Source organism: uncultured Roseibium sp. (assembly GCF_947496995.1).
GTDB lineage: Bacteria > Pseudomonadota > Alphaproteobacteria > Rhizobiales > Stappiaceae > Roseibium.
On the sequence record NZ_CANMFD010000005.1, the window covers coordinates 360,223 to 378,653 of the forward strand.

The following is an 18,431-nucleotide window of genomic DNA, read 5'->3' on the forward strand; positions in this document are numbered from 1 at the left end:
CACCTCAACCCCAAAATACGGGAGCTAGTGCAATGGCGAATCTTCGCGGGCGTTTCCTGAAAGGTGCCAGTCTTGCGGTCTTGTTCGGTCTTGGTGCGGTCTCCGCCGCCCAGGCGGACTATTTCGAGCGGATCAATACCTATCCTGTCTACAAGACCCTTCCGGAAGGCGCCGATTTGGCCACCGAGACGGTCGCGGAAATCATCTACGCTTCGAAGGACGGGCGCACGCTGGTGTTCACCGACAGCCCGGGCGAGGACATCGTTTTCGTCAATGCTTCCAACCCGCTGAACCTTCAGCCGATGGGCCGCACGGCGCTCGGCGGCGAGCCGACGTCCGTCGCCGTAGGCACGAAGGCGGCCTATGCCGGCGTCAACACCAGCAAGGATTACATCAACGCCAGCGGTCACCTGGCTGTTATCTCCCTGGAAGGCCTCGGCATCACCGCCAAATGTGACACCAAGGGGCAGCCGGACAGCGTCGCCATTTCCGCTGACGGCAAGTTCGTCGCCATCGCCATCGAGAACGAACGTGACGAAGACCTGAATGACGGTGCCATGCCGCAGATGCCGGCCGGTCATCTGGCGATTTTCGATCTCGATGACAACGGCATGCCGACCAATTGCGACGCGGTGCGCATCGTCGACATGACCGGTCTGGCCGAAGTGGCTCCGAGCGATCCGGAACCGGAATTCGTTTCCATCAATTCGAAGAACCAGGCCGTCGTCACGCTGCAGGAAAACAATCACCTGGCCATCGTCGATCTGGCGAGCGGCGAGATCGTCAGGCATTTCTCGGCTGGCACGGCGTCTGCTGAAAACATTCCGGTCACCAAGGCCCTCATGAGCGATGCATCCGGTTCCACCGACAACGTCGCGCGTGAGCCCGATGCGGTTGCATGGATCGACGACGAACGCTTCGTCACCGCCAACGAAGGCGATTATCAGGGCGGTTCGCGCGGCTTCACCATCTGGAACGCAGATGGCGAGGTTCTGTTCGACAGTGGCAACCAGATGGAGCACCTGGGTATGGCGCACGGCCACTACCCGGCCAAGCGCGCCGCCAAGAAGGGCACCGAGCCGGAAGGCGTGGCGGTCGGCGAGTTCGGCGGCGAGACGCTGATCTTCGTCAATTCCGAGCGCGGCAACTTCGTTGCGGTCTACAAGGACACCGGCGCCGAGCCGGAATTCGTCCAGTTCCTGCCGACCCATGTCGGACCGGAAGGTCTGCTGGCGATCCCGGGCCGGGATCTCTTCGCTGTTGCCAACGAAGTCGATGAAGACGGCGTTCGGGCGCATGTCTCGCTCTACAAGTTCGGCGCCGCGGCTCCTGCTTATCCGTCCGTCGTCTCCGCCATGGACCCGGAAAAGCATGCTCCGATCGGCTGGGGCGCGCTCTCCGGTCTGGCTGCTGACCCGCAGGATGCAAACACCCTCTACGCGGTCAGCGACAGTTTCTATGACGATGCCCGCATCTTCACGCTGGACATCTCCTCCACACCGGCCCGGATCACCTCCTATGTTACCGTTCAGGGCGGCAAGCAGGCGAAACTCGACCTTGAAGGCATCTCGGTTGCGAAAGACGGCGGCTTCTGGCTGGCGTCCGAAGGTCATCCGGACAAGGAGTTGGGGCACCTGCTCCTGAAGGTCGGCACCGATGGCACTGTCGAAGAAGAAATCACCCTGCCGGAAGAGCTGGTCGCGCAGGCGCAGCGCTTCTCCTTCGAGGGTGTTGCCGAGTTCGAGATGAATGGCGAGACCCTGGTGGCTGTCGCCGTTCAGCGCGAATGGAAAGACGATCCGAAGGGCATGGTCAAACTGGCCATATACAATCCGGCGAAAAAATCCTGGGGCTTCGTCCATTATCCGCTCGACGCGCCGAAAAGCGCTGCCGGCGGCTGGGTCGGCCTGTCGGAAATCGTCTCCATGGGCAACGGCAGATTCGCCATCCTGGAACGGGACAACAAGGGCGGTGAGGATGCTGCCATCAAGCAGATCACCACGATCTCCCTGGACGGCGTGACGCCGGCCGCCTACGGCGAAGAGCTTCCGGTTCTGGAAAAGCATTTCGCGATGGACGTTCTTCCGGCAATGGCTGCCGGCAAGGGCTGGGTTCTGGACAAGCCGGAAGGCCTGACCATCACCGCTGGCGGCCGCCTGATCCTGATCACCGACAATGATGGCGTCGACGACGCGCCGGGCGAAACCCAGCTCATCGATCTGGGCCCGGCATCGCGGCTGCACTAAAGCGACAAGTCAAAGGTCCTCCCAAGACCTGACGAAAGACTCGGTGGCTGCGGCTGCCGGGTTTTTTGTTTGGCACTCGGGAAAGACGCGCTTGCCGGCGTCTCTTGTTTTCTCTGTCTTGCCATGTCTTGACCATGGCATCCATGCCGTTTCGCCGCCGCAAACCCGGCTGGCCCGAAGCGAGGTCATAGCGTGGATTGGAGGGTCAAGCCCTGCAATGACCGAGCAATTTCGATGGCTGCGTCGGTACAGCTCCGGAAGGAGGTGATGACGTCGCCGAGAACGAACCGTTGCCGGCATCGTTCAAGGCTGTATGGCAAGCTTCACGTTTTGTCGTATAGGAAAGCCATGATCTTCCTTTCGACTCTGCCAGTCTTTCGCATCTCATGAGCGCCAGTCTCATCGGACTCTTCGGTCTTTCGTTCCTGGCGGCAACCCTGCTGCCGGCCCAGTCCGAACTCGGGCTCTCCGGCCTGATCGCCGCCGGAACCGACCCTGTTGTCCTGCTGGTGGCCGCTGCAAGCCTCGGCAATACCCTGGGGTCCATGGTCAACTGGGGGCTTGGTCGCGGCGCGGCGGCGTTCTCCAACGCGCGCTGGTTTCCGGTCAAACCGGAGAAGCTGGAGCGGGCGACGGGCTGGTACCGCCGCTACGGCCGCTGGTCGCTGCTGATGAGCTGGGCCCCGGTGATCGGCGACCCGCTGACCCTGGCAGCCGGCGTGCTGCGGGAACCCTTCTGGAGCTTCACGCTGCTGGTGGCGATTGCCAAGACAGCGCGTTATCTGATCGTTGCGCTGGTGACCCTGCAGGTGTTTTGACCCCAAGCCCCGAGTCCTGCATCTGGCGGTTCGCGGTAAAGCGCTGACTGGCTCTTCACCGGACAGGGGGCGGTGTTGCTTCGTCTTGAAACTCTGCGACAGGTGTCGTATATTTAGCGTCAGTTGACGCAGAGGTGCATGTAATGGAAGCGGTGCAGGTGGAAAGCGATGTCGGGCGTGCTGTCGGGCTTCTCGGCGGTGAGAAGGCAATCCACGCCAGGGTCCGAAACGCGATGGATGCGCATGAGGTTCTGTTGAAGGGCTTGCCGGCCGATGCGCTTCTGCATCTCGTCTCGGCGGTGACATTTCTGGAACGGGGCGACGCCCTTAAAAAAGCAATCGGGCTCAGTCTGCGGACGCTGCAGCGGCACAAGGCCAAGAGCGCCCCGCAGCTCCTCAGCGTGGAGCAAAGCAACCGGGCCTGGCGTTTCGCGGAAATCTTCGCCCACGCCATCGATGTGATGGGAGGTGAGGAAGCCGCGGAAATCTGGATGAACAAGCCTGCAATCGGCCTCTCCAACCGGAAACCTGTCGATCTTCTTGCGACTTCGGCCGGGGTCGAGGCGGTCGAGGAATATCTGACCCGCCTGGAATACGGGGTCTATGCGTGATCCCGTTACCGCCTCCGCTTGGCTCGGGAGAGATCAGGCTGTGGCGTATCGACCAGGAACGCCATTCCAGGACGTGGCACACGGGAGAAGGGGCCTTCCGGGTCGGCGGGCGGTGGAACACGCCGGGTGTGCGGGCCGTCTATGCGTCGCTGGATCCGGCCACGGCCTGCCTCGAGGTGGCCGTTCACAAGGGTTTTGAGGTTCTGGACGTGGCTCCCCATTATCTGAGCTCCGCCCGGATCATCGATCCCTCGAAGCTCCATGTGGTCGGGCCTGATGCTATCGGCAATCCGAACTGGATCACGCCTGCCTCTCCGGGCAAGAACCAGCAGAAATTCGGCAATGATCTTCTTCGCAAACATGGCTGCATCCTGATCCCCTCTGCCGTTTCCCGGCATAGCTGGAATCTGATTTTTGACGCCGATCACGCGGACGGCCTTTATGACGATGTTGCCCGGGAGAGGTTTGCTCTCGACCCCCGGCTGCAGACCGCCTCCTGATTCCGCCCTTCCCAAAGCGCCAATCCATCGTCATGGTGCGCTCATGAGCGCATTGTTTGAAGAACTGGATTATTCACCCACGCCCATCGGCGCGATTTCGCTGCGCCGGCGGCATATCCTCGCCCTCAAGACCGATGTCTTTGAGATATTGCTCGGCGAAGAGCACTTGATGTCGAGCCTGTTCACCGCGTCCGAAGTGGCGCTGGCGGATATGGGGCTTGCCGCCCTGAGCGGCGGGGACCTGGATGTGCTGGTGGGCGGGCTGGGCCTTGGCTATACCGCCCAGGCTGCGCTGGCGCATAAAGCCGTTGCCGGGCTCACGGTCGTCGATCTTCTGGAGCCGGTGATCCGCTGGCACCGGGAAGGGCTTGTGCCGATGAAAACCGAGCTGGCCGATGACCCGCGCTGCCGGCTGGTGCAAGGAGATTTCTTTGCCCTGGCGGCTTCGGATGCCGGTTTCGATGCGGACCGGCCGGCCCGTCAATATGACGCCATCCTGATCGACATCGATCACACGCCGGACAGGCTGCTGCATGGCGGGTCACAAGGCTTCTATACACCCGATGGCCTGCGCGCCCTGAAGCGGTTCGTGAAGCCGGGCGGGGTTGTGGGGCTATGGTCGGACGAAGCGCCGGACGAGGCGATCACGGGTTTGCTCGGTGAGGCCTTCGAAGAGGCCTGGGCCGAGCCGGTGGTGTTTGCAAATCCCCTGCAGGACGGGCGCGAGGTCACGCAGGCCGTCTACCTGGGCCGCAAGGGCTGAGCTGAAATCCGCTTAAGCGCGACATGCTCTAATCGAGGATGCTGCCACGCCAGACCAGGCGTGACTGAAGTGTGACCGTACGCGGGGTGTCGTCCGCCGCTTCGGACAGATAGGTGACGGTCGCATCGGCGATATCTTCCACCGGCTGGCGAAACGTCGTCAGGTTGTAGCTTTCCCAGGACGCCTGTTCGATATCGTCGAAGCCGATCACGGAGACATCTTCCGGCACCCGCAGCTTGAAGCGGCGGCGGGCGGCGTCGACCACACCGCAGGCGACCAGGTCCGTGGCGCAAAAGACGCCGTCCGGTCTTTCCGGGCGGGTCAGAAGCCGTGTGCCCACGTCGAGACCCGTCTGGTAGGACGTCATTCCGCTTGCTTCTTCAATGACCTCGGTTCCCGCTTCGGCGGCGGCTGCGCGAAACCCCCGGCAACGGTCTTCCAGGCTGGGTGTGCCTGCCAGGGACGAAGCAAGCGCCGGGCGGGTGCACCCGGCGGCGGCCAGCGAGGCGAAAGCCTGACGTCCGGCGGCAAAGTCGTCCACCCTGACCCGCAAGGTGCCCGGCAGTTCCTCGTTGCGGTTGATCAGCACCAGGCGCATGCCGTTGCGAAGACAGGTCTCGGCCAGCGAGGCATCGGGCATGCCGGACAGAACGATGGCTGCGTCCGTGCGATAGGAAATGGCCTGCCGCAGGGCTTGCGCAACGCTTTCGTCCGAGCGGTCCGTATTGATCAGCAGCCCGACCTTGCCGGCGGCCTGCAATTTCTCTGACAGGGTGGCGAGCAGAAAGGACCGGTAGGGCGTCTGGATCTCGGCGGCAATCAGTGCAACGATGCCCGTCGTCGAGGTCAGAAGTCCGCGCGCAAGATTGTTGACGTGATAGCCAAGTGTTTCGGCTGCCGCGTGCACCTTGGCCCGGGTTTCGGAGGAGACGGATGCGCCGGGTGTAAACGCTCGCGAGACGGCCGTGCGCGATACGCCGGCCAGTTCCGCGACATCCTTCGCGCTTACCTTGTTCTTGATCATCTCACATTCCCGCAATGCTGTGCATTTGGCACTTTCGATCTAATTATAGCAAAGTTTTGACACTTTCTTGACAAGAGCCGAGGTTGATTGCAATTTAATGCACAGGTGTGCATAGCATCTATTCCCAGATTTTTGGGAAAATGGGAGGAAATCATGAAGTCATTGAAATATGCCCTTCTGGGCGGTCTTGCCTTGTTGCCTGCCAGTGCAATGGCGGACGAGCTGAACCTGATCTGTTCGGCTGACGTGGTGATCTGCGAGAAGCTGGTCAGCGAATTCGAGGCCAGCCATTCGGACATCGACGTGAACATGGTGCGCCTGTCGTCGGGCGAGGCTTATGCCAAGATCCGGGCAGAGGCGCGCAACCCGCAAACCGATCTCTGGTGGGGTGGCACCGGCGATCCGCATCTTCAGGCCGGCCAGGACGGGCTGAGCTCGAAGTATGAATCGCCGATGCTGAGTGAGCTTCAGGACTGGGCGCAAGGCCAGGCCAAGGTCTCCGACTATCACACGGTGGGGGTTTATTCCGGTGCGCTCGGTTGGGGCTACAACACCGAAATCCTCGAAGGAAAGGGCATCGCGCCGCCGAAGTGCTGGGCCGACCTGCTGGATCCCGCGCTGAAGGGCGAAATCCAGATCGCCGATCCGAATTCTTCGGGCACCGCCTACACGACACTGGCGACGCTGGTGCAATTGCTCGGTGAAGACGAGGCGTTCGACTTCCTCAAGAAAATGCACGCCAACGTCTCGCAATACACCAAGTCGGGCAGTGCGCCTGTGAAGGCCGCCGCGCGCGGTGAAACCGGCCTGGGGATCGTGTTCCAGCATGATGCCGTCGCGCAGGCTGTGGCCGGTTTCCCGATCGGCGTTGTCGCTCCCTGCGAGGGAACGGGCTACGAGATCGGTTCGATGTCCATGGTCGAGGGTGCTCAGAACCCCGAAGCTGCGAAGACATTTTACGATTGGGTGCTGACGGCGGAAGTCCAGAGCATGATGCCGGAGGCGGGTTCGTTCCAGATCCCCTCTAACGCAAGTGCAGAGGCGCCCAAGGAAGCTCCGGATCTGTCGACGATCAAGCTGATCGACTACGACTTCGCCGAATACGGCAGTGCGGATCGACGCAAGGCGCTTCTGGCGCGCTGGGATAAAGAGATCGGCTCGTTGCCGCTCCAGTAAATCCCTGACAGGGCGGGTGGCCTTCCGGTCACCCGCTGCCTTGCCTTCCAGACCCATCGGACTGATCCATGACATCCAGAGACAACCGCAGGCTCGATCTGATCCTTGCGGCCGGGGTCTTCGCGTTGATCGCGTTGCCCTGGTACCGCATTCGCTCGGGTTTCTTCAGCTTTGAATGGCTGGAAGATTTCATTTCTTCAGAAAAACTCTGGCCGGGCCTGGTGCAGGGACTGACGGGGCGCTGGCAGCTCTGGCCGGTTCTGGCGCTGCTCGCCGTTGCCGTCTTGCTGCGGTTCACACAGGCTCCCGGAAAACGTGGTGGTGCGCTGATTGCCGTCGGTGCGGCGGGTCTCGCCTGGATGCTGGCCGAGGGGTTGGCAATCGGCCTGCGCGGCTGGAACTGGGGACTGCTTGAAGCGACCTTTGGCGATGTCGCCGGGCAGCAGGCATTCGGTGCCGGCGCGGTTGTACTGGGTACGCTCTTTGCCCTGATGATCGCCTTCGGCGCCGCCGAGCGCGGCGCCCTCAAGGGCGATGCCTTCGTGCTTGGCGCGATCACGCTGCTGGTGCTGCTGGTCGCGACGTTTGTCTTTTATCCACTGGTGTCGATGTTCACCGGCGCGTTCCAGGAGTTCGACGGGTCTTTCACCAGCGAAGGCGTGCGCCGAAACATCGTCGATCCGAAAATCTGGTCACTGGCCTGCTTCTGGGGCGGAAACTGCGGCGTCGCATGGCGCACCTTCTTCCTTGCGATCTGCACCGCGACCGGGACGACACTGCTCGGCCTGGTGTTCGCGCTGGTGGCAACGCGGACGGGCTTCAGGTTCAAGAAATCGCTGCGCCTGCTGACAGTGCTGCCAATCATCACGCCGCCCTTCGTCGTCGGCCTCGCGCTGACCATGCTGCTGGGGCGTTCCGGATCGCTGACCCAGGTGATCGAGGCCGCCACGGGCTGGGAACTGGGGCGCTGGCTCTATGGCCTGACCGGCATCTGGATCGCCCAGATGCTGAGTTTCACCCCGATTTCCTTCCTCGTCCTGATCGGGGTCGTGGACGGGATCAGCCCTTCGATGGAAGAGGCCAGCCAGACCCTTCGCTCCGACCGCTGGCGGACCTTCCGCAAGGTCTCGCTGCCGCTGATGGCGCCGGGGCTGGCGAACGCGTTTCTGATCGGCTTCATCGAGTCGATGGCCGACTTCGGTAACCCGCTGGTGCTGGGCGGCTCCGGCGGCGTGCTGTCGACCGAGATCTTTTTCGCCGTGGTGGGGGCGCAGAACGATCCGTCCCGTGCGGCGGTACTGGCGATGGTCCTTTTGTTCTTCACCCTGTCGGCCTTCCTGGCGCAGCGGCTTTGGCTCTCCGGGCGCAACTATGCGACGGTGACCGGCAAGGGCGACGGCGGGCGGCACATCAGCCTGCCGCGCCGGGTCGGCTGGCCGGTGATCACCGTGGCTGTCGCCTGGGCCGCCTTCACCATCACGGTCTATGCGATGATCCTGTTCGGCGGTTTCGTGAAGATCTGGGGTCTCGACCATTCCCTTACACTCGACCACTACGCCAAGGCCTTCGGCGTTGGCTGGGACAACGGGATCCTTTGGACCGGTGTTGCCTGGGACAGTTTCTGGACGACGATGGAGATTGCACTGATCGCCGCTCCGCTGACCGCGGCGGTGGGGCTGCTGACCGCATGGCTGATCGTGCGCCAGAGGTTCCCGGGGCGCGGGGTGTTCGAATTCGCGCTGATGATGAGCTTTGCCATTCCCGGCACGGTGATCGGCATCAGCTACATCATGGCGTTCAACCTGCCGCCGCTGCAGATGACCGGAACCGCGGCGATCCTGATTGCCTGCTTCGTCTTCCGCAACATGCCCGTGGGCGTGCGCGGCGGGGTGGCGGCCATGGCGCAACTGGACGGCTCGCTTGACGAAGCATCCCTGACCCTGGGGGCCAGTTCCGGGCGGACCATGCGCAAGGTGATCCTGCCGTTGATGCGCCCGGCGATTCTCGCCGCGCTGGTCTACAGTTTCGTGCGGGCAATCACCTCGATCTCGGCGGTGATCTTTCTGGTCAGCGCGAAATACAACATGGCTACGGCCTATATCGTCGGGCTGGTCGAAAACGGCGAATACGGTATCGCGATTGCCTATTCCTCGGTCCTGATCCTGGTGATGATCACCGTTATCGGCGGCTTCCAGCTGCTGGTCGGGGAACGCCGTATCCGGCGGGGCGAGGAAAAGGCCGCCAATTCCAGTTTTTCTGCAAAGGAAGCACGAGCATGACGCAGACAAAAGGCGCTGTGGCGTTCCGCAACGTGCGGAAGACCTTCGGCAGTTTCACCGCCATTCCCGATCTGACGCTGGACATCGAGCCCGGCAAGCTGGTCACCCTGCTGGGGCCGTCCGGCTGTGGCAAGACAACGACGCTGCGGATGCTGGCGGGGCTGGAAAGCCCGACGGACGGGCAAATCCTGATCGGCGGCGACGATGTCACCCGCTTGCCTGCCGACCGGCGGGACGTGTCGATGGTGTTCCAGAGTTACGCGCTATTCCCGCATATGCGCGTCGGGCAGAATGTGGCCTATGGCCTGGAAGCGGGTGGCATGAAATCGGCCGAGGCGCGCAAGCGTGCGGAAGAGGCGCTGGAACTGGTCGGCTTGTCCGGCCTCGCGGGCCGCTTGCCGGCGGAACTCTCCGGCGGTCAGCAGCAACGGGTCGCCGTGGCGAGGGCGCTGGTGCTCGAGCCGCAGGTGCTGCTGCTGGACGAGCCGCTGTCGAACCTTGATGCACGGCTGCGCCGCAAGGTGCGCACGGACATTCGCGAATTGCAGCAGCGGATCGGCCTCACCGCCGTTTACGTCACCCACGATCAGGAGGAGGCGCTCGCCGTCTCCGACACCATCGTGGTGATGAAGGAGGGCAAGGTCGCGCAGATCGGCACGCCCCGCGAACTTTACGAATCCCCTGCCTCGGACTTCATTGCCGACTTCATCGGCGAGGCGAATGTGGTCGACGGCCGCGTGCTGTCGGTGGAAGGCGATGTCGCGCAGGTCGAGCTGGGTGGTGTGACGCTGCCCTTGCCCTCCAGGGGGCAGTCGCCCGGACCCGCTCAGATATCGCTGCGCTCGAACGCGCTGAAAGTGACAACTGATGGAACGGGCATAAAGGGCACCATCGCCTCTTCTGCCTATCTCGGCGATCACGTCGAATATGAAATCGACGGCCCGCTGGGGCGGATTTTCGTGGTCGACGATGAGAGCGACACACCTTTGCCATCGGGCACCGCGGTTGCCCTGGAAGTGCGCCCGCGCGGCGTTGCGCTGATCCCGGGGACTGCATGATGCTGAATGACCTGAATGCGGAGCGCTTGAGCGTGGCGGTCGATCTGGCCCGGCGGGCCGGTGACCTGGCGCTGGAGTATTTTCATCGGCGAGATGCGCTTGTCGTGGAGACGAAGCGCCATGTGACCGATCTGGTGTCCGAGGCGGACCGGGAAGTCGAAACCCTGATCCGCAGCGCCCTGGACAAGGCCTTTCCGGACGACGCGCAGCTGGGCGAGGAGCACGGGCTGAGCGAAGGCCGGTCCGGCTTCACCTGGGTGATCGATCCTATCGACGGAACCGCGCCGTTTCTGAACGGCCTGCCGGGCTGGTGCGTCTCCATCGGCGCCTGCGACGACGAGGGCCCGGCGCTGGGGGTGATCTATGCGCCGGTGCTGGACGAGCTTTTCGTGGCCTTCCGGGGCCAGGGCGCGACACTGAACGGCGCGCCGATCCGCGTGCTCGAGGGCGATCTGCGTGCCGGTCTGCTGGGCATCGGCGCGAACGACCGGGTGGCGAGCAAACGCGTCGGTCAGATGCTGACCGAGCTGATGGACGCCGGCGCCGGCTGGATGCGCTACGGCTCCGGCGCGCTGATGCTCGCCTGGGTCGCCGCCGGCCGCCTGACCGGCTACGCCGAACCCCGCATGAGCGCCTGGGACTGCATGGCGGGCTATGTCCTCATCCTCGAGGCCGGCGGCCGCGTTCTGCCGTTCCCCGGCGGCCCTGGCTTGACCTTCCCCGCACCGGTTCTGGGCGCCTCGTCAGGCGCGTTCGACGAACTCCGGGATATTTGTGACTTTGGGTCTGCGCCGGATTGGTAGGGGTTGGGCGGGGGGGCCTGCTTGCTTGGTGCAGTTTCCGGCGAGATAGTCGGATGTTGTCTCACAAAGGCCTTTTACCGGCACAAATGTTTCTCGGCGGCTTGATCCGTCCGTAGTCGGTGTCAACAAAATTTGCCGAAAGTCTGCTTCGCGCACCCATTTTAGACGTTTTCTTGTTCGAGCATATTTCCTGACAGCCGAAATTCGCTGATCAAGGCTCCATCGCTTCCAAGGCACGCTGGCGGTCGCGCGAAGATTGGACTTCGAGGTCTCTCCGATTCAGCCGACACTGGTTATCAGGACGCTTTCACACATCGAGCATCAATCAGCATCGCCGCGGTGGCTTTTGCGATTTTGGCAGCCTCCGGCATGCCGCGAACATGGGCGGTGGCGATGGCACCTTCCTTCAGAACAGCCAGTTTTTCCGCGAGATCATGAGGATCATCAGCACCGGCCTCCTCACACAGACCCTCAAGATAGTCGACGATGCGCTGTTTGTGCAAAGCGGCCAACTGGTGGGCCGGATGCTTGAGATCTCCGAACTCGCTTGCGGCGTTTATGAAGGCGCAACCGTAGAAGCCTAGCCGCTTGAAGGCCTTGCCGTTGAACCAGCATTCAAGCGCGTCGAACATGGCCAGCAGTTGTCCGCGGGCGTCAGCGCCGGACTTTTCCATTTCAGCCACCAGCCAGGCGCGGAACTGTTCGTCCCGGCGTTCCAGCACCGCCAGGATCAGGTCGTCCTTGGACGGAAAGTGCTTATAGAGGGTCATCTTGGCGACGCCTGCCTCAGCGAGGATCGTGTCGATGCCCGTGGCATTGAAGCCGCCCTTGTAGAACAGCCGGAGGGCCGTATCAATGAGATCGTCCCGACGTGACTTCAATTCTTCTACTCCATTGGTCAGACAGTTCTGTCTATTCGGATTCTGATTTAACAATAATTTCAGATACTTTCAAGTTCACGTTTTTCTGATCTGTGCGTATGGTTGACAATTAGACAGACCTGTCTGTATATAAATCTGGCAACGAGACAAACGCCAGACCACGTCTAACCCGATCCAACAGGAGACAAGAAATGCCCCGTATTCATCTGCCCGGTTCCATCGAAGCAGCGCCCACCGCCTCCCGTCCGCTGCTGGAAGGCGTCAAGAATTTGCTCGGTTCGGTTCCGAACCTGTTCCGCCTCACTGCCAACAGCCCGGCTGCGCTTGAAGGTTATCTCGGCCTGAATGGCGCCCTCGCGAAAGGCAGTCTCTCGCCGCAAACACGCGAGCGGATTGCCCTGGCGATCGCCCAGATCAACGGCTGCAACTACTGCCTGTCCGCCCATACCTATCTGGCGAAGAACCTGGCGAAACTCGACGAGGCCGAAATCGCCGCAAACCGGAACGGCTCCTCCTCCGATCCGAAGGCGGAGGCTGCCGTCAGCTTTGCCGTCAAGCTGGTCCGCGTGCGCGGCCAGGTGTCCGCGGCCGATGTCGCAGAGGTCAAGATGGCCGGCTACAGCGAGGCCGAGGTCGTCGAGATCGTCGCCCATGTAGCCCTCAACACGCTGACCAACTACCTCAACGAGGCGTTTGAAACGCCGATCGACTTCCCGGTTGTCAGCGCGAAAGCCGCCTGAGCCGGACAAGGCGCCGCGGAAGGCCGGTCCCCTTCGGACCTTCCGCGGACCGTATGACATCCAAAAAGGACATGCCCCATGACCCGCCCTCCCTTTCCTCCCTTTGACGCCGACACTGCTGCTGAGAAGGTTCGCAAGGCCGAAGATGCCTGGAACGGTCAAAACCCCGAACAGGTTTCCCTTGCCTATACGGCCGACAGCCGCTGGCGGAATCGCTCGGAATTCCTCACCGGACGTGCCGAGATCGTCTCTTTCCTCACCGCCAAGTGGACCCGCGAGCAGGACTACCGCCTGATCAAGGAACTCTGGGCGTTCCGCGACAACAGAATCGCCGTGCGCTTTGCCTATGAATGGCACGACGCCACGGGCGCCTGGTTCCGCTCCTATGGCAACGAGAACTGGGAATTTTCATCGGACGGACTGATGCGCCTGCGCATCGCCTCCATCAATGACCTGCCCATCGGCGAAGAGGATCGGCTGTTCCACTGGCCGTCCGGCCCCCGCCCACAGGACCACTCCGGCCTCTCGGACCTCGGTCTGTAAAGCCCCGCCGGCGTCGTCGTGCGGCCCGCGGTGACGTTACAAGAAAGGACCTCGACATGCATACAGATCAGATTACCCCTCAAGGCATCGGCCCGGCCGATATCACGGCCCTGCTTGCGATCGAACCGCACCTGGACGAATCGGTACGGGACCAGGCCGCAACGGATGCCTTCGGCAATGCCCTTTCGATAGTGGCGCATGACCTGAAGGGTCCGCTTGCCAATCTGGCACTCCTTGTCGAGGATATCTCGCGCAGCGCTGAGGACGGTGCAGTGCCGCGCATCGCGCGCAAGGCGGAAAGCGCCGACCGGATCATCGGCCAGATGTCGCTGATGCTCAGTGCCGTTCTGGAACGCGCCCGAAACGGACGCGATCCGCTGTCGGGCACCATGGCAATCGTCAATCTGGTCGAGGTCCTGCAACTCGCCTTTGCCGTCAACCAGCCCGCCGCGCGCCGAAAATCGATCACCTTCCGCTGCCTGGCCATCGATCCGCTGATTGTGCGCGGCGATCAGGAGCTCCTGTTCGAGGCTTTCGACAATCTGATAGGCAATGCCGTCAGGCACTCCCCCGAGGGCGGCACGATCACCTGCGAGACCGGCCCGGCGGACGAGGGTTGGCTTCAGGTGCGGATAAGCGATGCAGGCTCGGGGTTCAAGGCCGCGGACCTGTTGCGGGCCTTCCGCCCCTTCGTCAGCCTCTCAGGAATACCCGCCGGCGGCAAAGGCTCCAGCGGCCTGGGGCTCTGGATCACGCGCCTGATCGCCGAACGCCATGGCGGGCGGGTGTCGGCCCATAACCATCCGGATCGTGGCGGGGCCGTGATGACGGTTCGTCTTCCCGTTGTCCAGCCTGGTGCGGCGTCACACCCGTCCCCGTCCGAACACTGACTTTCGGCGCCGGTCCTGGCGCCGATCCCCAAGGAAAGCGGACGTAATTCCTCAACCAGCGCGGCGGCCTGCCTTCCGCGAACAGGAGAGCTGTATCTCCCGGCAAGAGTTTTGCGACCGCCGACCTGGCCAAGTGGACATAACCGCGCGGCCCAACACCTGAAAGGAGTAGCGACATGAATACCAGACATGACCATGACTGCACTTGTGGGATCACCCCGGAAACCGTTGATCTTGCCCGCCGCCGCCTGCTTGCCGGCGCGGCCGGTGCGGCAGCCGCCGGTGCTGCGGGGCTCGCCCCCGCTTCCGCTGCTACGGAAGAGGCCCGTGCTCTTTATGCCGATCCGGAAAAACCCGGCTTGCCGCAGATCGACATGGACATCGTTCCGGGGCGCACCGCGCTGGTCGTCACCGACCCGCAGATCGACTTTCTGTCAGAGGATGGCGTGACCTGGGGCGTTGTCGGTGAGAGCGTGACCGAACAGGGCACTGTCGACAACATCGAACGGCTGTTCATTGCCGCCAAGGCGGCGGGCATGCCGGTGTTCATCTCGCCGCACTACTACTATCCGCACGATCACGACTGGCAGTTCGAAGGCACGCTGGAAAAGACCATGCACTCGATCGGCATGTTCGACCGTCTCGGCCCGCTTTCGCTGGAGAATTTCGAAGGTTCCGGCGCCGACTGGATGCCGCAATACAAGAAATACATCGAGGACGGCGCAACCATCGTTTGCTCGCCGCACAAGGTCTACAGTCCGGCACAGAACGACCTCAATCTGCAGATGCGCAAGCGCGGCATCGACAAGGTCATCCTGGCCGGCATGTCCGCCAACCTGTGCACCCAGGCTCATCTCTACGACCTGCTCGAACTCGGTTACGAGGTCGCGGTAGTGCGCGATGCGACCGCCGGAGCGAAGGTACCGGAAGGTGACGGCTATCTCGCCGCCATCATCAATTTCCGCATGGTCGCCAACGGTGTTTGGTGGACCGATGATGCGGTCGAGCGCATCGCGCGCTCTGCCTGAATCCATCCACGCGAAACAACTGACAGCCTGAAATGAAAAGGACCACACCGATGAAAACGAAATTTGCCTTGACCACGATCGCGACCGCTGTCGCACTGACGCTCTCCACCGCCGCCTTTGCCGTCGATGAATTCAACGTCAACAACGGCCTGACGCTGACCGGCAACCCGCTCGGCATGCATGGCATCGATCCGGTCACCATGTTTGAAAGCGAAGTGCCCGGCGTCGGCAGTGCTGTCTTCACCTCCGCACATGAAGGCGTCGATTACTACTTCGCATCCGAGAAGGCTCAGAAGCAGTTCGAGGCCGACCCGGAAGCCTATCTGCCGCAGTTCGGTGGCTTCTGCGCCTTCGGCGTCTTTGTTGGCAAGAAGCTCGACGGCGATGTCCGTTTCGCCGACATCGTCGACGGCAAGCTCTACCTGTTCGTCAACCAGGTCATCTTCGACAAGTATCTGGAACAGAAGGACGAGGTCATCGCTGGCGCCGTTGCCAAATGGCCGGAAATTCGTACCACGGCAGTGAGTGAGCTTTGACCCACTGTCCGTCAAATTGGCGAGCCTCAAAGATTTGAGGCTCGTCGAACCTTATATCCTTTCCTGCAAAATACCGCGTTACGCGACCCGCGCATCCCAGGGAAGCCCCATCCCCCTCAGTTGACACCCCCGCACCGCAACGCTACTCCTTCCCCATGGGGTTCCTGCGAACGCCCCGTGAGGCTCAGGCTCAAGATTCGCGAGCGACATTTGTTTCGGCGCCGGTGGCGGCGGCAAGTGTGTTCGATTGAGGATCAAGGAGCCGAAAATGCCAGCCCCCAATGAAATCACCATCTCCAATCTGCAACGCCTGATCGGCACGCCGGACTGCCCGGTTATTGTCGATATTTCCATCGATCCGGACTTCGACGAAGACCCGTATTTCATCCCCGGCTCGTTCCGGCACCCGCATACGGACAAGCGCGGGCTTGTCGAGCGGTTGGACGGCCGGGCTTGCGTCATCACCTGCCAGCGCGGGATCAAGCTCAGCCAGGGGCTGGTCGCCTGGTTGCGCACGGAAGGGGTTGGGGCGGAATATCTGTCCGGCGGCATGTATGCCTGGCGGGATACGCCCGGAACCCTGCGGATCCCCGCCGGATCTATTCCGGAGCCGGTCGATGGCGCGACGCTGTGGGTCACACGGCACCGTCCGAAAATCGACCGCATCGCCTGCCCGTGGCTGATCCGACGGTTTGTCGACCCAAAGGCAAGGTTTCTGTTCGTGTCCCCCGTCGAGGTGGAAGGCGTGGCGAGCCGCTATGGCGCGACACCGTTCGACATCGAGAACGTTCATTTCTCGCACCACGGCGACCGCTGCACCTTCGATACGATGCTGGAGACGTTCGAACTCAAGAGTGCGGCCCTGGAGCGTCTGGCGGATGTCATTCGCGCGGCCGACACCAACCGGCATGATCTGTCGCCCCAGGCGGCGGGCCTGCTGGCCGTCTCGGTCGGTCTGTCGCGGCAATATTCGGACGATGTGAAACAGCTTGACGCCGGCATGACCGTCTATGACGCGCTCTATCGCTGGGCGCGGGACGGGTTCGAGGAAGGCCACGACTGGATACCTTCTTCCGGTTCAGCCTCCACCCCGGCCTCCTCATCTGCCACCAAAGCGGAGCCGTGGTCCTGATGACGGCGAATGAGACCGCGAACGGGGACGGCGTGCCGTCCCTTGCCGCTGCGACACGGGTGTGGGCGCGGATCGGGGTGCTGTCGTTCGGCGGGCCCGCGGCGCAGATCGCGCTCATGCACCGGGAGGTGGTCGAGGACCGCCGCTGGCTGTCAGAGCAGACCTTTTTGAACGCGCTGTCGTTCTGCATGCTTCTGCCCGGACCGGAAGCCATGCAGCTCGCGACCTATGCGGGCTGGCGGATGCACGGCACGGTCGGCGGGCTTGTGGCGGGGCTGCTGTTCGTGCTGCCGGGGGCGGCGCTGATGCTGCTGCTGGCCGCGCTTTACGTGACCTTCGGGGCACTGCCGCTGGTTCAGGCGCTGTTTCTGGGCGTCAAGGCGGCGGTTCTGGTGATCGTGCTCGAGGCGCTGCTGCGCATTTCCCGGCGGGCGCTCACCCGTCCTCTGCACCATTGGATCGCGGCGGGGGCCTTCGTGGCGCTGTTTGTCTTCGATGCACCCTATCCGCTGGTCATAGCGGCTGCCGCTGCGGTTGGGTTGGTTTCGGGTGGCGGGAGCGGGACGGGTGAGGTTGCGCAGGGCGGGGCGTCTGTCAGCCATTGGGGCACGGTACGGACAATCCTGGTCTGGCTGGCGCTGTGGTGGTGTCCGCTGCTCTTGCTGGAATTTGCCTTTCCCGGGCAGGTGCTGGGCGAAATCGGCCGGTTCTTCTCGGTTCTGGCGACGGTCACTTTCGGCGGGGCCTATGCCGTGCTGGCCTATATGGCGCAGGAGGCGGTCAGCGGCTTCGGCTGGCTGAGCGCGGCTGAAATGGCGGATGCGCTGGGCTTGGCCGAGACAACGCCGGGTCCGCTGATCCTGGTCACCGAATTCGTCGGCTTTCTGGCGGCAGCGCGCGACGGGGCAGGCGCACCGGACCTTGTCATGGGGGCGGCCGGGGCCGCAGTGACCCTGTGGGCGACCTTCGTTCCGTGCTTCCTGTGGGTCTTTGCCGGTGCGCCCTATATCGAGCGGCTTCATGCCATGCCGAAACTGAAAAGCGCGCTGGATGCGATCACGGCGGCGGTGGTTGGAGTTATCCTGAACCTGTCCATATGGTTCGCCCTGCAGGTCACGTTTTCCGACGTCTTCCGGCTGGACTTCGGACCGCTGCGGCCCCTGCTGCCGGACGTGACCTCGCTGGACTGGCGGGTGCCGGTGCTGACGCTGGTCGCGGGGCTGCTGGTGCTGCGCCTGCACAAGGGCATACCGCTGACGCTGACGGTCTGCGCGCTGCTGGGGCTCGGCCTGTCGCAGGTCTGACGGGCAGCGGCCTGTAATGCATCTACGTTGTTCTGGAACAACGTGGCGCGGTGGCCGACTTGCTAACTCTCCTTTCGACGGAATTTGAAATCGGAAGGA

At 62.7% G+C, this 18,431-nt stretch carries 18 protein-coding genes; 16 read left to right on the forward strand and 2 right to left on the reverse strand.

The genetic code is table 11. The features are described from left to right. The first annotated feature begins 32 nt into the window (after window positions 1–32). From Q1B40_RS20490 to Q1B40_RS20510, 5 genes are all read left to right on the forward strand, one after another. The gene (locus tag Q1B40_RS20490; RefSeq protein WP_299818697.1) at window positions 33–2,246 is read left to right on the forward strand and encodes an esterase-like activity of phytase family protein; all 2,214 of its coding nucleotides are present in this window, start codon (window positions 33–35) and stop codon (window positions 2,244–2,246) included. A 386-nt stretch (window positions 2,247–2,632) separates the two neighbouring features. Next, the gene (locus Q1B40_RS20495) at window positions 2,633–3,064 is read left to right on the forward strand and encodes a YqaA family protein (RefSeq protein ID WP_299818700.1); all 432 of its coding nucleotides are present in this window, start codon (window positions 2,633–2,635) and stop codon (window positions 3,062–3,064) included. Between the two features lie 143 nt (window positions 3,065–3,207). Further along, entirely contained in the window at window positions 3,208–3,675 is a 468-nt protein-coding gene (locus tag Q1B40_RS20500) for an antitoxin Xre/MbcA/ParS toxin-binding domain-containing protein (protein WP_299818703.1), read from the forward strand. Next, window positions 3,672–4,175 (forward strand): RES domain-containing protein, encoded by a 504-nt coding sequence (locus Q1B40_RS20505; protein WP_299818706.1) that lies wholly within the window; start codon window positions 3,672–3,674, stop codon window positions 4,173–4,175. Before Q1B40_RS20500 ends, Q1B40_RS20505 begins: the two co-directional genes overlap by 4 nt. A 43-nt stretch (window positions 4,176–4,218) precedes the next feature. Next, the gene (locus Q1B40_RS20510) at window positions 4,219–4,938 is read left to right on the forward strand and encodes a spermidine synthase (protein WP_299818709.1); all 720 of its coding nucleotides are present in this window, start codon (window positions 4,219–4,221) and stop codon (window positions 4,936–4,938) included. A gap of 28 nt (window positions 4,939–4,966) precedes the next feature. On the opposite strand, the gene Q1B40_RS20515 is transcribed toward Q1B40_RS20510, so the two are convergent. Then, window positions 4,967–5,962, reverse strand: coding sequence for a LacI family DNA-binding transcriptional regulator (locus tag Q1B40_RS20515; protein WP_299818712.1), 996 nt, complete (start codon window positions 5,960–5,962; stop codon window positions 4,967–4,969). Window positions 5,963–6,115: 153 nt separating this feature from the next. On the opposite strand from Q1B40_RS20515, the gene Q1B40_RS20520 reads away from it, so the two are divergent. From Q1B40_RS20520 to Q1B40_RS20535, 4 genes are all read left to right on the forward strand, one after another. Beyond that, window positions 6,116–7,138, forward strand: coding sequence for an ABC transporter substrate-binding protein (locus Q1B40_RS20520; protein ID WP_299818715.1), 1,023 nt, complete (start codon window positions 6,116–6,118; stop codon window positions 7,136–7,138). A 68-nt stretch (window positions 7,139–7,206) separates the two neighbouring features. After that, on the forward strand, window positions 7,207–9,417 hold the full coding sequence (locus tag Q1B40_RS20525) for an iron ABC transporter permease (protein ID WP_299818718.1): 2,211 nt from the start codon (window positions 7,207–7,209) through the stop codon (window positions 9,415–9,417). After that, the gene (locus tag Q1B40_RS20530) at window positions 9,414–10,475 is read left to right on the forward strand and encodes an ABC transporter ATP-binding protein (RefSeq protein WP_299818721.1); all 1,062 of its coding nucleotides are present in this window, start codon (window positions 9,414–9,416) and stop codon (window positions 10,473–10,475) included. Before Q1B40_RS20525 ends, Q1B40_RS20530 begins: the two co-directional genes overlap by 4 nt. Next, the gene (locus Q1B40_RS20535) at window positions 10,472–11,278 is read left to right on the forward strand and encodes an inositol monophosphatase (RefSeq protein WP_299818724.1); all 807 of its coding nucleotides are present in this window, start codon (window positions 10,472–10,474) and stop codon (window positions 11,276–11,278) included. Before Q1B40_RS20530 ends, Q1B40_RS20535 begins: the two co-directional genes overlap by 4 nt. 296 nt (window positions 11,279–11,574) lie before the next feature. On the opposite strand, the gene Q1B40_RS20540 is transcribed toward Q1B40_RS20535, so the two are convergent. After that, entirely contained in the window at window positions 11,575–12,159 is a 585-nt protein-coding gene (locus Q1B40_RS20540; protein WP_299818727.1) for a TetR/AcrR family transcriptional regulator, read from the reverse strand. A 191-nt stretch (window positions 12,160–12,350) separates the two neighbouring features. On the opposite strand from Q1B40_RS20540, the gene Q1B40_RS20545 reads away from it, so the two are divergent. The 7 genes from Q1B40_RS20545 to chrA all read left to right on the forward strand — a co-directional run bounded on the left by Q1B40_RS20545 (window position 12,351) and on the right by chrA (window position 18,332). Continuing rightward, window positions 12,351–12,899 carry a carboxymuconolactone decarboxylase family protein gene (locus Q1B40_RS20545; protein WP_299818730.1) on the forward strand — a complete coding sequence of 183 codons (549 nt, stop codon included), beginning with the start codon at window positions 12,351–12,353 and terminating at the stop codon, window positions 12,897–12,899. Window positions 12,900–12,977: 78 nt separating this feature from the next. Further along, window positions 12,978–13,442: a nuclear transport factor 2 family protein gene (locus tag Q1B40_RS20550; RefSeq protein ID WP_299818733.1), complete on the forward strand. Its 465-nt coding sequence runs from the start codon at window positions 12,978–12,980 to the stop codon at window positions 13,440–13,442. Window positions 13,443–13,498: 56 nt separating this feature from the next. Beyond that, the gene (locus Q1B40_RS20555; protein WP_299818735.1) at window positions 13,499–14,332 is read left to right on the forward strand and encodes a sensor histidine kinase KdpD; all 834 of its coding nucleotides are present in this window, start codon (window positions 13,499–13,501) and stop codon (window positions 14,330–14,332) included. 176 nt (window positions 14,333–14,508) lie between these two features. Next, on the forward strand, window positions 14,509–15,360 hold the full coding sequence (locus tag Q1B40_RS20560; protein WP_299818737.1) for a cysteine hydrolase: 852 nt from the start codon (window positions 14,509–14,511) through the stop codon (window positions 15,358–15,360). 50 nt (window positions 15,361–15,410) lie between these two features. Next, the gene (locus tag Q1B40_RS20565; protein WP_299818740.1) at window positions 15,411–15,896 is read left to right on the forward strand and encodes a YHS domain-containing (seleno)protein; all 486 of its coding nucleotides are present in this window, start codon (window positions 15,411–15,413) and stop codon (window positions 15,894–15,896) included. Between the two features lie 268 nt (window positions 15,897–16,164). Beyond that, the gene (locus Q1B40_RS20570; protein ID WP_299818744.1) at window positions 16,165–17,028 is read left to right on the forward strand and encodes a sulfurtransferase/chromate resistance protein; all 864 of its coding nucleotides are present in this window, start codon (window positions 16,165–16,167) and stop codon (window positions 17,026–17,028) included. Then, the gene (gene chrA / locus Q1B40_RS20575; RefSeq protein ID WP_299818747.1) at window positions 17,028–18,332 is read left to right on the forward strand and encodes a chromate efflux transporter; all 1,305 of its coding nucleotides are present in this window, start codon (window positions 17,028–17,030) and stop codon (window positions 18,330–18,332) included. Before Q1B40_RS20570 ends, chrA begins: the two co-directional genes overlap by 1 nt. Window positions 18,333–18,431 lie beyond the last annotated feature (99 nt).